Annotated in this window: 9 protein-coding genes and 1 pseudogene; 2 read left to right on the plus strand and 8 right to left on the minus strand. The window is 59.6% G+C overall.

Annotation, left to right across the window (positions count from 1 at the left end):
• Positions 1-51 precede the first annotated feature (51 nt).
• Together BN2476_RS32990 and BN2476_RS32995 are read left to right on the plus strand one after the other, a co-directional pair.
• On the plus strand, positions 52-1,386 hold the full coding sequence (locus tag BN2476_RS32990) for an MFS transporter (RefSeq protein ID WP_087738490.1): 1,335 nt from the start codon (positions 52-54) through the stop codon (positions 1,384-1,386).
• 92 nt (positions 1,387-1,478) lie between these two features.
• Positions 1,479-2,792 (plus strand): dicarboxylate/amino acid:cation symporter, encoded by a 1,314-nt coding sequence (locus BN2476_RS32995; RefSeq protein WP_087738385.1) that lies wholly within the window; start codon positions 1,479-1,481, stop codon positions 2,790-2,792.
• Positions 2,793-3,632: 840 nt separating this feature from the next.
• Here BN2476_RS32995 and BN2476_RS33000 read toward each other — a convergent pair.
• From BN2476_RS33000 to BN2476_RS33035, 8 genes and pseudogenes are all read right to left on the minus strand, one after another.
• Positions 3,633-4,565, minus strand: a complete 933-nt coding sequence (locus BN2476_RS33000; protein ID WP_087738386.1) for a LysR family transcriptional regulator — start codon at positions 4,563-4,565, stop codon at positions 3,633-3,635.
• A 152-nt stretch (positions 4,566-4,717) separates the two neighbouring features.
• On the minus strand, positions 4,718-5,683 hold the full coding sequence (locus tag BN2476_RS33005; protein ID WP_087738387.1) for a hydroxymethylglutaryl-CoA lyase: 966 nt from the start codon (positions 5,681-5,683) through the stop codon (positions 4,718-4,720).
• A 12-nt stretch (positions 5,684-5,695) separates the two neighbouring features.
• Positions 5,696-6,886, minus strand: coding sequence for a CaiB/BaiF CoA transferase family protein (locus BN2476_RS33010; protein ID WP_087738388.1), 1,191 nt, complete (start codon positions 6,884-6,886; stop codon positions 5,696-5,698).
• Positions 6,887-7,085: 199 nt separating this feature from the next.
• Positions 7,086-7,523, minus strand: a pseudogene (locus BN2476_RS49785) (LysR substrate-binding domain-containing protein); the annotation flags it as partial.
• A 169-nt stretch (positions 7,524-7,692) separates the two neighbouring features.
• Positions 7,693-9,102 (minus strand): MFS transporter, encoded by a 1,410-nt coding sequence (locus BN2476_RS33020; protein ID WP_438942919.1) that lies wholly within the window; start codon positions 9,100-9,102, stop codon positions 7,693-7,695.
• Between the two features lie 140 nt (positions 9,103-9,242).
• Complete coding sequence (locus tag BN2476_RS33025) at positions 9,243-9,626, minus strand: VOC family protein (protein WP_087738391.1); 384 nt, start codon at positions 9,624-9,626, stop codon at positions 9,243-9,245.
• 743 nt (positions 9,627-10,369) lie between these two features.
• Positions 10,370-12,037 carry a hydantoinase B/oxoprolinase family protein gene (locus BN2476_RS33030; protein ID WP_087738392.1) on the minus strand — a complete coding sequence of 556 codons (1,668 nt, stop codon included), beginning with the start codon at positions 12,035-12,037 and terminating at the stop codon, positions 10,370-10,372.
• Positions 12,038-12,042: 5 nt separating this feature from the next.
• Positions 12,043-14,127 carry a hydantoinase/oxoprolinase family protein gene (locus tag BN2476_RS33035; RefSeq protein WP_087738393.1) on the minus strand — a complete coding sequence of 695 codons (2,085 nt, stop codon included), beginning with the start codon at positions 14,125-14,127 and terminating at the stop codon, positions 12,043-12,045.
• Positions 14,128-14,198: the final 71 nt, after the last annotated feature.

Here is a 14,198-nt window from a genome sequence, read left to right on the forward strand (position 1 = left end):
CGGTGCTACGTACGCCGCGAGAACCTTCCTAACGCATCACAGGAGACGATGATGCCCGACATTGAAGCCCGAACGATGCGCAAGGTTCTGCGCAGATTCGTTCCCCTACTCACCCTGTGTTTTGTCGTCGCATTCCTTGATCGTGTCAACGTCGGATTTGCGGCATTGACCATGAATCGGGATCTCGGCATCTCTGCTTCCACTTTCGGCCTGGCGGCGGGACTCTTCTTTGTCAGTTACTTTGTATTCGAAGTCCCGTCGAACATCCTTCTGGAACGCGTTGGAGCCCGCCGATGGATCGCGCGCATCATGTTCACCTGGGGACTCTGCTCGGCAGCAACGGCATTCGTTCAGGGTGCGTCATCGTTCTACACGGTCCGCATTCTCCTGGGCGCTGCTGAAGCTGGCTTTTTTCCGGGTATCGTGTTCTTCCTGACATTGTGGGTACCGGCATCCTATCGTGCGCGAGTCATCGGTGGTTTCATGGCTGCGATGCCAGTCGCAAGCGTGATCGGTTCGCCGCTGTCCGGGTATCTGATGTCGCTGGACGGACTGTTTGGCCTCGCCGGATGGCAGGTGATGTTCCTCATCGAAGCGGTGCCGTCTCTGGTACTGGCCGTCGCCGTCTGGAAAATCCTCTGCGATTCCCCTAGACACGCCGAATGGCTCAGCAACGACGAACGCAACTGGCTGACTTCCACGCTTGAGGCTGAGAGGGCTTCCCGCGCACCGGCCGTTCAGCATAGCGTCCTGGGGCTGTTCCGAAGCCCGCTGGTGCTCTTCACCGCACTCGCCTATTTCGGTGTCACCGGCTTCAACTACGGCATGAGCTTCTTCCTGCCGCAGATTGTGAAAGGCTTCGATCTGACGATCCGCCAGGTTGGCTACGTCAGCGCCCTGCCATTTCTGGCTGGCGCCATCGGAATGATCTTCTGCAGCAAGCACTCAGACAGGACGGGGGAGCGGCGTGCGCACCTGCTTGTTCCCCTCGTCCTTGCAGTCGTGGGTCTCGCCGGATCGACCCTTGTAACAGGGTCCGGCACGAAGCTTTTCCTGCTGTGCATAGCGAGCTTCGGCGTGTTTTCAGCATTGCCCGTCTTCTGGACCATTGCGCCACGCCTGCTTGGTCCGGCAACTGCAGCGGCCGGCATCGCACTGATTAATTCTCTCGGCAACCTGTCTGGCTTCGTCGACCCGTACGCTGTCGGGGTATTGAAGGATGCGACGGGGAGCTTCGACGCTGGCATGCAACTGATTGCCGCCTTCGGTGCTCTCGCGATTGTCATTCTCTTCTTCGTGACGAGAGGCAATCGGGTCTCCGGCGATCATCCTGGCCGTGAGAATGCGCAGGCCCAGAAAAACCTGATGCGCACACAGGCGCACTGATTTCAACCTTGATCCCCTAGGCTTCTACCCGTCCGTCGGACGGCTGCCGCGCCATTTTGCCGTCATAACACAGGCAGTACACGGAGACATCAATGAACACAGCACCCAACCCGGCACCCGCCGCCGCGAGCACCCCGAGAATCAGGAAACCCTGGTATCAGCATCTCTATGTGCAGGTACTCATCGCCGTTTGCATCGGCATTGCACTGGGGCACTTCTATCCTGCGGCCGCCACGGCGATGAAGCCTCTTGGCGACAATTTCCTGAAGCTGATCAAACTGATGGTGGCACCGCTCGTCTTTTGCACGGTCGTGCATGGCATTGCCAGCATGCGGGACATCAAGGCCGTCGGCCGGGTCGGCGTGAAGTCATTGATCTACTTTGAAGCGATGACAACACTGGCGCTGGTCATCGGACTGATCTTCGTCAACCTGCTCAAACCGGGTTCAGGAATGCACATCGATCCGCACTCGATCGATGCGTCGGCGATTGCGACATACACAAAGGCTGCGCATGACCAGACTGTAGTCGGCTACCTGTCACATATCATTCCGACAACGGTTTTCGGCGCCTTCGCCGAGGGCGACATTCTGCAGGTGCTCTTCATCTCGATCATTTTTGCGTTCGCGCTGCAGATGCTCGGCGAGCGCGGCAAGCCGCTCCTTGCGGTGATCGACGTCGGATCGCGCACGTTCTTCAACATGGTGAAGATCGTCATGTACGTCTCGCCCCTTGGTGCTTTCGGCGCGATTGCCTTTACGATTGGCCGGTACGGGGTCAGCTCACTCGGCTCTTACGCACAGCTTCTCGTCACGTACTACGTAACCGGCATCGTATTCGTCGTCGTCATCCTCGGCGCCGTATGCCGTCTCGCGGGATTCAGCCTCTTTTCCTTCCTGCGCTATATTCGTGATGAGCTGCTGCTTGTGCTGGGTACCTCATCTTCCGAGTCAGCACTGCCCCGTCTGATGGACAAACTTGAGAAGCTGGGCTGTGACAGGTCAGTGGTCGGTCTTGTCGTCCCGGCAGGCTACTCTTTCAATCTGGACGGCAGCTGCATCAACATGACCGTGCTCGCAATCTTCATCGCGCAGGCGACGGATACACCACTATCCATCTGGCAACAACTGACGCTTCTGCTCGTTCTCCTGCTCACCTCCAAGGGGGCGGCGAGTGTGAGCGGCGGGGCGTTCATCGTACTCGCGGCAACGTTGGGATCAGTGCCCGGTTTTCCCGTCGCGGGACTCGTGCTTGTTCTTGGTGTCTACCGCTTCATTTCGGAAGGCGGGGCAATCATTAACGTCATTGGAAACGGCATCGCCACCATCGTGGTATCGCGATGGGAACGCGTCCTGGACGACCGGACCTTCAGGCGTCAACTCGCCCAGGGGCCTGATCTCGATTGATTGCCACCCTGCTGACCTGACGGTGAGGCGTTGCCTCGTCACCGTCAGGGCGGGGTGGCTGCGCCGTCGAGGCACTCGGGTACGATTGACAGGCTAAGACCTGTCGGTCGACAACTCAACGTCAGAACTTGCTGTAGAGACCCGAGTTTCGTCATGAACTGATTTCTTCCGGCTGACGATAGGCAACTGGCCGAATCTCCAAGCGAGGTCGTCGCGGGAACAACATTCCCGTACGGATCGATGGTTGATCCCGACGCATGCTGATAGCCGGTATATACGTACACTCCCGTGCGTTTGCTCAGCTCATACCACCCTGCCACCGCGCCACTCACGTAATGCGGCCGTGATGCCTGGTCGGCGACTGGCTGACCGACCGTATACGTGAGGCTCGCCCCTAACTCCAGCGACGGGCGGACCCTATATGGGAATAAACCATCAAAGTGCAAACGACGATTTTCGATATGCTGACCGTGCACGCGCATGTGTGCCGGGCTATCGCATCAATCGCTGGAAGAGGTGTCGTGCCACACCGCCGGGTAAGTGTTGCGCCACAATGCGCCAGGATACCCGGGGCGTCGATATTGCGTTACGTTGCACCGGGGAACACCATGTACGAGGCTGCGGAAGAACATCGCCTCTTCGCCTCTTCTGCTACCGGCTGCGGAGCATTTGACGATTACCAGCGGACCGGCGTTGTTCGGTGCGAGCCGCGCGGCCCGTCGAACCGGTCAGGCGCATTACCTGCGGCAACCCGACCATGTACAGATCGAACATAAGCTCAGGCAACGAACGGGTACATCATCACGTTACCGCGAGCCATTGAGCTTAGGTAAGCATGCTTCATTCTTCTGATGGCGTCGCGGAGCCTGCGTCGCCATCAGACTGCGACAGGAAATCAAAGAGCCTGACGGCTTCAGGAGCAAGCGAGCTACCATCGTGGGCGCCGATCCAGAGGGTGCGGTTTGCCCACTCATCCGACAATGCAACTGCTCGCAAGCCGGCGTTCAATACCTCCTTCCTCAGTGCACGGCTTGGCAGCACACCGATTCCGAGCCCCGTCTCGATCATCCGACAAATCCCGTCGAAGCTGGATACCTGGATCCGCAGTCTCAGCAGACGCTCAGCCCCAAGTGCTGCGTCCCGCATCCGCGCAAGCAGTGAACTGCCAGCGTTGAGTCCGACGTAGTCCTCATCGAGTGTGTCCGCAAACGCTATGACGTCCCGCTGTGCAAACGGATGCTCCTTTGGCACCACCAGTACCAGCTTGTCGCGCCTGTACAGGCGTCGTTCGACTCCGGGCGCGGGTACGTTGTCGGCAAAAATGCCAAGCTCAGCCTTCCCCGTCACGACCGCATCGACAATGTCGCCGCTGAGACGCTCTTCAAGACTCACTTTCACCCCGCGATTGGCATCAAGGAACCGCGCCAGATCGGCAGGCAGAAACTGCACGATCGCGGAGGTATTCGCCCAGACGCGCACATGGCCACGGACTCCTATCGCATAATCGCTCATCTCGTTGGCCATGCTGTTTACGTGGGTCAGTACGCGCAGCGCATGCTCGTGCAGGCCGCGACCGGCCGCGGTCAGTTCAACGCCTCGTGCACGACGGATGAGCAACGTGCAATCGGTGACGCTCTCGAGGTCGGCTATCCGCTTGCTGACCGCCGACAGAGTGAGGCGGCCGTGTTCAGCCGCTTTGGTGAGACTACCGTGTTCGGCAACGAGCAGAAACACCCGCAGCGACTGCAGGTCGAAATGACTGGGATTGACCATGTGGACAACGTGTACAGGTGGGGACGAAACACCGCTAGCTTACACCCTGGGACAGCTCACGCGAGTCACGACGGGACACCGTCAGGGGCCAGGGGGCTGAAGCAAAAGGGCCGCGCTTGGCGCGGCCCTTGCGGCTGGTCGTTGAGCTCCGGTTAATGGCACACGGCACGCTGCTCCGGCCTTCCGTCCTCGCCGATGCTGGGCATGGCATGCAGGTCAAGCCTGCGTCCTGCCTTGAGCAGCTGGCTGGGCACGTCATGTCCGATGAGGCCTGGCAGTCGCGCCGATGCGTCAAGGATGCCCGCCAGGTTCACACCCGTGTCGTACCTGTCCAGCTCCAGCATGTGCACCAGTTCCTCCGTGCAGGCGTTGCCCGTCGCACCGGGTGCATACGGACAGCCGCCGAGGCCGCCGAGCGAAGCGTCAAAGCGGTCGATACCGACGTCCAGCGCGGCGAGCGTATTCGCAAGTGCCATCCCGCGGGTATTGTGGAAGTGCAGTGTGAGTTCGAGCTCGGGGAACGTTGCTCGTGCCTTGCGGCAAAGCGTCCGGACCTGGGATGGGAAGGCCATCCCGGTTGTATCGCATAGCGTGATGCCCCGCACACCCAGTTCGGCAAAACAGTGCATCCAGCGGATGACCTCCTCGACGGGGACGTCGCCTTCCATCGGGCAGCCCATAGCCGTCGAGAGTGATACATTGATTGCGACATCCGTCTTCTGCACCACCGAGACGACGTCCCTCAGTTGCGCAAAGGACTGATCGCGGGACATGCGCAGGTTGGTGAGGTTGTGACTCTCACTCACCGACATCACAAGATTCACCTCGTCGACCCCGCATGACAGCGCCCGCTCGGCGCCACGCACATTCGGGACGAGAACGGTGTATTCGACGCCCGGTTGCCGCCTGATCTGGTGCATCACCGCCTCGGCATCACGCAACGCGGGAATCGCCTTCGGGGAAGTGAACGAAGTCACTTCGATTTTCGCGTACCCACACAGGCTCAACTGGTCGACCAGCGCGATTTTCTGATCGGTATCGACAAACTGTGCCTCATTCTGGAAGCCGTCACGGGTGGCGACCTCCTGAATGTACAGGCGCTTCTTCGACGCGGACATGATACGTCTCCGTTAGATAATGCTTCGTGCACGCCAATCGGTGCGGGTCGCCTCATCGAGGCCGAGTTTCTCAAGGATCGCATCGGTATGCTGACCGAGCGTCGGGGCCGGGGTTCGTACGGTCCCGGGCGTATCGGTCAGCTTCGGCACGATACCCGGCAACTGGACCGGCGTGCCGTCGTCAAGCGCAGAATCGAGGATCATCTCCCGCGCCTTGTAATGAGGATCCTGTGCAATGTCAGCGATGTCGTAGATCTTGCCGGCCGGGATGCGGGCTTCATTCAGCGCGGCGAGCACATCGTCAAGATCGCGTTGCTGCGTCCACTCCCCGATCGCCGCGTCAATCTTCTCGACGTGTCTGACGCGACCGTCGTTCTGTGCGAGAGCCGGATCGTTGCCAAGATCCGGGCGCCCGATCAGTTCCATCAGTCGACGATAGATGCTGTCGCCATTGCCGGCGACGAGCGCGTACTTGCCATCGCGGCACCGGTAGGCGTTTGTCGGCGCGATACCGGGCAAGGAACTGCCCGCTGGCTGACGGACGGTGCCGAATACCGCGTACTCCGGCAACATGCTTTCCATCATGTTGAACACGGACTCGTACAGTGCAACGTCGACCACCTGACCGACGCCACCGTTCTGCTCCCGATGCCGCAAAGCCAGCAGCACGCCGATGACGCCGTGCAATGCCGAAAGCGAATCACCGATTGAAATGCCGACACGCACGGGAGTACGACCCGGCTCGCCGCTCAGGTGACGCAAGCCGCCCATCGCTTCAGCGACCACGCCGAAGCCCGGACGGTCACGATACGGACCGCTTTGCCCATACCCGGAGACCCGCAGCATGATCAGACCGGGATTGATCTCCCGCAGGACTTCCCAGCCAAGTCCCCAACCTTCCAGCGTTCCTGGACGGAAATTTTCAATGATGACGTCGCTCTGCGCCGCCAGTCGCCGCACGATTTCCTGGCCTTCGGGCGCGCGCAGATCAAGCGTGAGCGACTGCTTGTTACGCGACTGCGCAGCCCACCACACAGACGTGTCGTCGTGTAGCAGACGCCATTTCCGGAGCGGGTCGCCTTTTTCGGGCGGCTCGATCTTGACCACTTCCGCGCCGAACTCCGCCAGCATCTTCCCTGCAAAGGGCCCAGCGATCAGCTGGCCCAACTCCAGCACGCGTACGCCAGACAGCGGACTCGTCATTTTTGCCTCCAGGTTCATCGTCTGATATGGCGATCATCCTGAAGCATTTCTGCCGCGCTGATAATCGACGATTCCTCAAGCACCCTTTCTTAGGCGGAAACGCTGGCGCACCCTCGCGGGCGGCGCTCGCCCCGTACGGGACCTCTCCGGGGCAATACCGGGATCTGCGATCGCGTTCCGCGAGGCAAACGTTACGGATGGGAACGGCAACAAGCTGACGACCGTCCAGACTCCTGCATATCGCAGCGCGAGGTAAGACGCTCGCGCCATGACCTGCCTCGATGAGACTCAGGATGGCTTCAAAACTCGATGCCTGGATGCCGATGCGCAGAATCGTTCCTTCCGCAGTCGCGAGATCCGTCAGTAACCGTAAGATCGCACTGCCGTCGTTTGTCCCGACCAGTTCCTCGTCGACGATGTCGGTGAATACCACAGCGTCTCGCGATGCGAGATCGTGCCCTCGAGGGACGACCAGCACGAGTTCGTCGTTCCGGTAAGCGGCTTTTCGCAGCCCCCTGACCGACGATCCCCTGACCGCCCGACACGCGTCCACTTTCTGTTTGCACTGTCTCAAACTGGGCGTGCGCGGAACTGACACAAGCCAGGAGAACAGCAGCAATTTTCCAGTATTCGCCATTGGGTCTCACCGATCATGGAATGAATGGACTGCGGGCCGCGATCACCATGCGCCTGTCGCAAGCGAAGATCTGCTGGACGCTTCACGGCGAGTCCGGATCACCTCAGTGCCCGATGAGACGCAGGCCTTCGGGCACTGAAGCGTGTATCCCGGCCTCGCTCAAACAGCTCTATACAGGATTGATTTCGTTCTGGCTGCGACGGGTGGTTCTTGGACCGAACAGGCGTACAACGATCGCGACAAGAGTCAGTGCAACGGAGATGATGCCGAACATCGCGCCTGCGCCATGATCGTTGAGTATGGGCAGCAGAACGAACGGCAGTGAACCGCTCACGATGCGTGACAGCGCATAGGTGCTGCCGATCGCGGTCGACCGTACCCGTGCTGGGAAAATCTCTGCCTGATACACGTGATATGCGTTGCTGAAGACGTTTGACGCGCATGTCGTCAATACACCAAAGCAGACAATCAGCACGGTATTGTCCGAGTACGCAAAGCCGAGACCAAAAACGGCGATTGACAGGATTGCGCTGATGACGAGCGTCCGACGTTCGATCCAGTTGAGCAATGGAATCGACAGCAGTGAGCCAATCGGGTACCCGAGGAACGACAGTGCCATAAACAGCGTGCTATCCGTTACATCAAAGCCTCGACTCTTCACGACTATACTTGCCAGCGTTCCGAAGCCGTAATAGCCGAATGCCTGGAACAGGTGAAATACGACCAGCATGAAGTAGCGTTTTGCGTACGGAGCGCGGCGCAACAGTGCGATCCGCTCACTTAAACCGGGCGGGTGTTGATGGCTCTTCGCCTCTTCCCTGATTGCGGGCACGGATACGCCCGCACTTAGCGCGAATCTCTGCAACGCGGCATGCGCTTCCTCTGTTCGACCGCGGGCCAGGAGCCAGCGCGGGCTTTCCGGAAGACGGCGCTGGACGAACAGAACGAACACGCCGCCAAGGCAACCGATAGCGAGAATAACGCGCCAACCCGCGATGGTGCCGAAGTGCAGCGGGTTCAACCATACGGCGAGAAACCCGACGAGTGGGACGGCCACATACGAGGTGGTGTACGCCCACGCAGCAAGCCGTCCACGGCGTTCTTTCGGAAGGATCTCCGACAGGAAGGTGTCCGCAACAGGGTAAAGCGCACCGACGCCAACGCCTGTGAGGAAGCGGCAGATGACCAGCATGCCAGCGTTCACCGAGAACGCCGCGAGAAGCGAGAACGCGCTGTACCAGATGAGGTAGCTCGTGAAGGCCTTACGTCGACCGATGCGGTCCGCGAGACTGCCGAGGAAAAACGAACCGAAAAACATGCCGATGAATGCGGACGCGAGCAGGAGCTTGAAGTCGGCACTGTGCCGGCTCAAACCATATTCATTCTGCAGCGCAGTGCCAATTGAGCTGACCAGAAAGATCTCGTACATGTCGAAGAACAGCCCGATGCCAATGACCAGGACGACGAATCGATGCAGCGCACCGACGGGCATGTCGTCCATGAAGTCACTGAGCGTTGTTGCACGAGCCTGGACGGCCGGGGCCTCTCCTGCAGGCGAAAGGTGCGATGCCTGACTCATTGCGCGGGCGGGATCCTGCCCGCCCAGGCCGAACGGGTTACTGTTCATGGCGCGTCTCCATTGTTTTGAGCAGATCGCTGCAGCCCGGGTCTTGATGCCACGGTGCGAATAAAAAGCGATTCGTTCGCTGACAGGCCCCTTTACAGGAGCTCGGAAATCTCGATCAGATTCAGGTCGGGGTCGCGCACGTACACGGAACGGATCTTTTGTGTCGCACCCGTGCGCTCGACGGGACCTTCGATGATCGGCCAGTCGACGGAGCGTAGGTGCGCGATCACCTCGTCGAGCGACACTGCTGCGATAAAACACAGGTCGAGCGCGCCCGGCACTGGCACGTGTGCCTTGGGCTCAAATTCAGAGCCGCGCACGTGGAGGTTGATCTTCTGGTTTCCGAAACGGAACGCCAGCCTGCCAGCGCCGAACGTCTCCAGTCGCATTTGCATCACCTCCGTGTAGAAGTGTTTCGTCGCATCAGGGTCGACGCAGGTCAAAACCAGGTGGTCCAAATGATCGATCAGAGGCATAGCTCGCTCCTTGCAATGTAAAGATGTCGGATAGCCGGGGGCATCATCGAAGGTCTGTCCTAGTTGGACCGGGCTTGCGGCTTCGACGCATCAATCAACCATGCGATCCGTGTCCGAAAGTGGCAACGTGCTTATGTCGCACGATGAGCCGTAGCAGGCAGATCATCCCGTACGCGGATGCGCTAGCCGCAGCCTGTGCTCATCGACTGGATCCGATGCTGTGCCTCTCTCGCGCAACACGTATGGTGAGGAAATTCGGGAATGCAGCGCCAACGGGCTGCTGCCATCGGCAACCTTTTGCGCGAAGCGCAGGTCTCGCGCGGTCCCAGCGGATTGGCACTGGCAAACCTATCCCGAACCGGCGGCACAGATCAGCCAAGACGCGGCACGGACGGACGTGCCCGAAGCGTCCTTACGTCAGTGAAAGCACAAGCGATAAGTCCGTCCGCGTCCGGGCACACGGCTGTCGGTCGTCGCTTCATCGCCGCGCCTCCTTCCTCCGAGATGATGGCGGCTATGTTGCGGGATTTTCAGAAAGGCGATAATCGACAAATGTTCAAGCACGCTTTCCCGACAGGAAAGGCGTGAACATCGCTTCTTCGTTGTCAATCGATCGTCGCGGGTCTGTCTGAGGTGCCGGGTCGGTCTATGACTGAGAAAAGATCTGAATGCGCCCTTCGAATCGTGAAAGGCAGCGCCCGCTGCCCTTGCCCCGATTCAAACGTTATGGATGCGCAGACTGCTCAGACCTCTGACACGCCGTAAACTTCCCTGGCAACCTCGCGAGATACCTTGCCTTCGCGCACATCGCGCTTCACGAGCTCCGGATCCCGATCACGGGGATCGCCGTACCCGCCTCCGCCGCTAGGTGTGAACGCCACTGTCTGGCCGGAGCTGACAACGCCTCTTCCGTTAACGAACGGTTCGACGTCGGCACTGGTTTCTCTCGCTCCAAGCGAGCCTGGCAGGCCGCCGTCAAGCCCCCACGAGGGTTCGCGAAGACAATTACCCGCAATCGCCGCTTTGGCCTCATGCCCCATTACGCGGAGTTTGCGCCGATAGGACAACCCGCCGCGCCATTTGCCTGCACCGCCAGAGTCAGTCGCCAGTTCATATGAGACGATCTGGAGCGGGTACTCAGCTTCGACAACTTCGACAGGAATGTTGTGCGAGTTGGATACGGCGGTTTGCACGGCAGTCGCACCGTCCCGGGTCATATGTGCGCCTTCACCGCCCCCCATGGATTCGTTGTACACGTAGTACCGCCCCGAGCGCGGGTCGATACCGCTGAGCGTCAGAAGCCCACGGCCAGTACTGGCCGCCAGCGAGTATTCCGGCACGGCGGGCGCCAGGGCACTGAAGATCAGATCACACAGCCGCTCCGCCGTGTCCGTGCGACTGTAGACCGCGGCGGGCGCCGACGAACATACAATCGTTCCCGGATCCGCGAGCACGGTGATCGGTCGCTGGAACCCGGCATTGGCCGGTACGTCCGGATCGACCAGCACCTTGACAGCGTAGTAGACCGTTGCGAGCAGTCCCATATAGGTCAGGTTGATCGGCCCACGAACCTGTGAAGGATTGCCTCGGAAGTCCATGATGATGTCCTCATCCCGAACTTCGATGGATACCTTCAGTTCCAGAATCGAATCATAGCGTCCGCTGTCGAGCAGTCCGGCGTATGAATAGGTTCCATTCGCGATCTTGCGAATGCCGGCCCGGGTGCGCTTCTCCGTATGGTCGAGTATGGCAACACTCGCCTCGCGCACGACGGGATAGGTGTATTTCTCGCACAACTGCACAAAGCGGTTCATTCCCGCGATGTTCGCGGCCTTTTGCGCGCGGAAATCATTGACGCGCTCGCGAGGCACCTGGCAATTCAGCAGAATCAGGTCGAGCACTTCTTTCTGCAACTCACCTTTCGCATACAGTCGCACCGGCGGAATGCGTAGTCCTTCCTGGAAGATGTGAGCGTGGCCCCGTTCGACGAAATCGGCATGATGAGCAATGTTGGTGATCCACGCACGGATCTCGCCGTCGATGAAAACCGGTTCGATGAAAACGATGTCGTTCAGATGCGTGCCGCCACCTTCGTACGCGTCGTTCCCGATGAATACGTCGCCAGGCTGGATATCTTCCCTGCTGTATGTCTCAAGAAGCCGACGCGTGATACCCAGTAACGAGCCGAGGTGTGCGGGCTGATGGGCCGCCTGCGCGATAATAAGGCCGCCGGGATCCATGATCGCCGTCGATACATCTTTTCTTTCCTTGATACTCGTCGAGTAACCGGCTTTCACCAGTACACGCGACATCTCATCAACGATGGTAGCAAGGGCGCTGCCAATCACCGAAACGGTGATCGAATCGGTTGCACTGGCAATGGAACCGGGTTCGGAAATGTGATTGTCCATTTCGCTTATCCCTTGATAATCAGGTTCAGAAAGTTGTCCACGGTCGCGGTCTGACCAGGAAGAATGAGCGTCGTGCTGTCCATCTGTTCGATCACTGCCGGGCCACTCACCGCGTGCCCGGGCGCGAGCGCCGTCCTGTCGTAGATCGGACATTGGGTCCAGCCGCCCGCCTCCTCCATGTAAATGTCACGACGTGAAACTACCGCCTGTTCAACCGGCGTGGCAGCGTCCGGACAGGAGAGGAGAGGCGCTTTCTCCACCTCAGCAATGACTTCCACGCGGAACGTCGTGATCTGGATCTCTTCTTCCGGCGCGGTGTAGCCGTACATCTGCTGATGCAGTTGCTCAAAGCCGGACCTGAGGTCAGACACAAACTGCGAGGCACTCGTCAAGCGCAGACAGGCAACGTTGAGATCGTGCCCCTGGCCAGCGTATCGCATGTCGACGGAATATTTCGTTACGCGGCGGCCCGATTCCACTTCTTCCCCTTCGAACCAAGCGCGTGCTTTCGCGTCGAGCGCCTCGAACGCGGCATCAATCGATGCCGCAGACTGTTCGGACAAGGTGCAAAGTCTCGTCACGGAAAAACTCGTTTTGAGATCACTGAGCAGCAGGCCCAATGAGCAGAGCACCCCGGGAGTCTTGGGAACCAGCACCGTACCGATGCCTAGTTCGCGAGCCAGGCGGGTCGCGTGAACAGGACCGGCTCCGCCGAAAGCAACCAGCGTGAAATCTCGCGGATCGTATCCGCGCTCGACCGAAACCATGCGGACCGCCTTCACCATATTGGCAACCGCCATGCTGATGATGCCTTGCGCGCCGGTCATCACATCCACGTTCAGACTGGCGGCGAGCCGCTCGATTGCTGTGCGCGCTGCGGCCTGCGAGATTTTCATGCGCCCGGCGAGCAGATACTCGGGATTCAGTACCTGCAACAGGACGTTCGCATCCGTCACCGTTGGTGAAGTGTTTCCCTTCTCATAACAGGCGGGACCCGGAAATGCACCAGCGCTCGCCGGTCCGACTTCCAGCAGCCCCCCGCTGTCGACGCTGGCAAGCGAGCCGCCGCCCGCACCAACGGTCTCGATATCAAGCATCGGAACACGGATCGGGTGCCCATGCACCGACGTCTCCGTTGCAAAACGGGGTTTGGCGCCCTCGATCAGCGCGACGTCCGTGGACGTTCCTCCCATGTCGAACGTGATGATCCTGTCGAAGCCCGCCTGATGCGCCACGGCGCTCGCGCCCACCACGCCCGCGGCGGGCCCGGAGAGAATCGTCCGCACCGGCTCACGTTGCGCCTGATCGAACGAGATCACGCCGCCATTACTTTGCGTGAGATGTGGACGCACCTTCACACTGGTCTCACGAAGCTTTGGCGCGAGTCGGGTGAGATAGTCGCGGATGATAGGCCCAACATACGAATTCACCAGGACAGTCGACGTCCGCTCGAACTCACGATATTCCGGCGCAATTTCAGACGAGATGCTCACGAACGCTTCCGACACCTCCTCCATGAGAATCCGTTTGACCGCGCTTTCGTGATCAGGATTGCGATAGCTGTTGATCAGGCAAACCGCGATCGACGACACGCCTGCATCCTTGAGCCGACGGGCTGCCGCCCGGACACTGCCTTCGTCCAGTTCCGTCTGAACGAGACCTTCCCACGTGATGCGCTCCTTAACCTCATGCCGGTTATCACGCGTCGCGAGCACCTCCGGCCTCGATACGTTGAGGTTGTAGAGCGACGGACGGATCTGACGACCGATCTCGATAACGTCCCGAAAGCCTTCCGTCGTAATGAGGCCGGTCACAGCACCGCGCTTCTGGATGACGGCATTCGTCGCAACCGTGGTGCCGTGTCCGAAATACACAACCTGCGCATCAGCGCTATTAGCAAACCGTTCAAGGATCTGTTTGACGCCATCGATGATCCCGCGGGAGGGATCATCCGGCGTGCTGCTTACCTTCCAGATCGAGATTTCCCCGGTCGCCTCGTTATACATCGTCACATCGGTAAATGTGCCGCCGGAATCCACGCCAATACGTAGCGACTGCGTAGTACTTCCACCAACTGCGAGATTTGTCATCAGATGCTCCTACTGTCTTAAAGCGAAGGCAGATGCCTCCGGGTTTTGGCGCGGAGTTGCACGCAACCGGA

The organism is Paraburkholderia piptadeniae (genome assembly GCF_900007165.1).
Lineage (GTDB): Bacteria > Pseudomonadota > Gammaproteobacteria > Burkholderiales > Burkholderiaceae > Paraburkholderia > Paraburkholderia piptadeniae.

What these genes read in the sequence shown, in the direction of transcription:
- BN2476_RS33005 (WP_087738387.1), bottom strand. Translation starts at nt 5,683, where the DNA reads ATGTCCGCGTCGAAGAAGCGCCTGTACATTCAGGAGGTCGCCACCCGT.
- BN2476_RS32995 (WP_087738385.1), top strand. Translation starts at nt 1,479, where the DNA reads ATGAACACAGCACCCAACCCGGCACCCGCCGCCGCGAGCACCCCGAGA.
- BN2476_RS33000 (WP_087738386.1), bottom strand. Translation starts at nt 4,565, where the DNA reads ATGGTCAATCCCAGTCATTTCGACCTGCAGTCGCTGCGGGTGTTTCTG.
- BN2476_RS33020 (WP_438942919.1), bottom strand. Translation starts at nt 9,102, where the DNA reads ATGAGTCAGGCATCGCACCTTTCGCCTGCAGGAGAGGCCCCGGCCGTC.
- BN2476_RS33025 (WP_087738391.1), bottom strand. Translation starts at nt 9,626, where the DNA reads ATGCCTCTGATCGATCATTTGGACCACCTGGTTTTGACCTGCGTCGAC.
- BN2476_RS33010 (WP_087738388.1), bottom strand. Translation starts at nt 6,886, where the DNA reads ATGACGAGTCCGCTGTCTGGCGTACGCGTGCTGGAGTTGGGCCAGCTG.
- BN2476_RS33030 (WP_087738392.1), bottom strand. Translation starts at nt 12,037, where the DNA reads ATGGACAATCACATTTCCGAACCCGGTTCCATTGCCAGTGCAACCGAT.
- BN2476_RS33035 (WP_087738393.1), bottom strand. Translation starts at nt 14,127, where the DNA reads ATGACAAATCTCGCAGTTGGTGGAAGTACTACGCAGTCGCTACGTATT.
- BN2476_RS32990 (WP_087738490.1), top strand. Translation starts at nt 52, where the DNA reads ATGCCCGACATTGAAGCCCGAACGATGCGCAAGGTTCTGCGCAGATTC.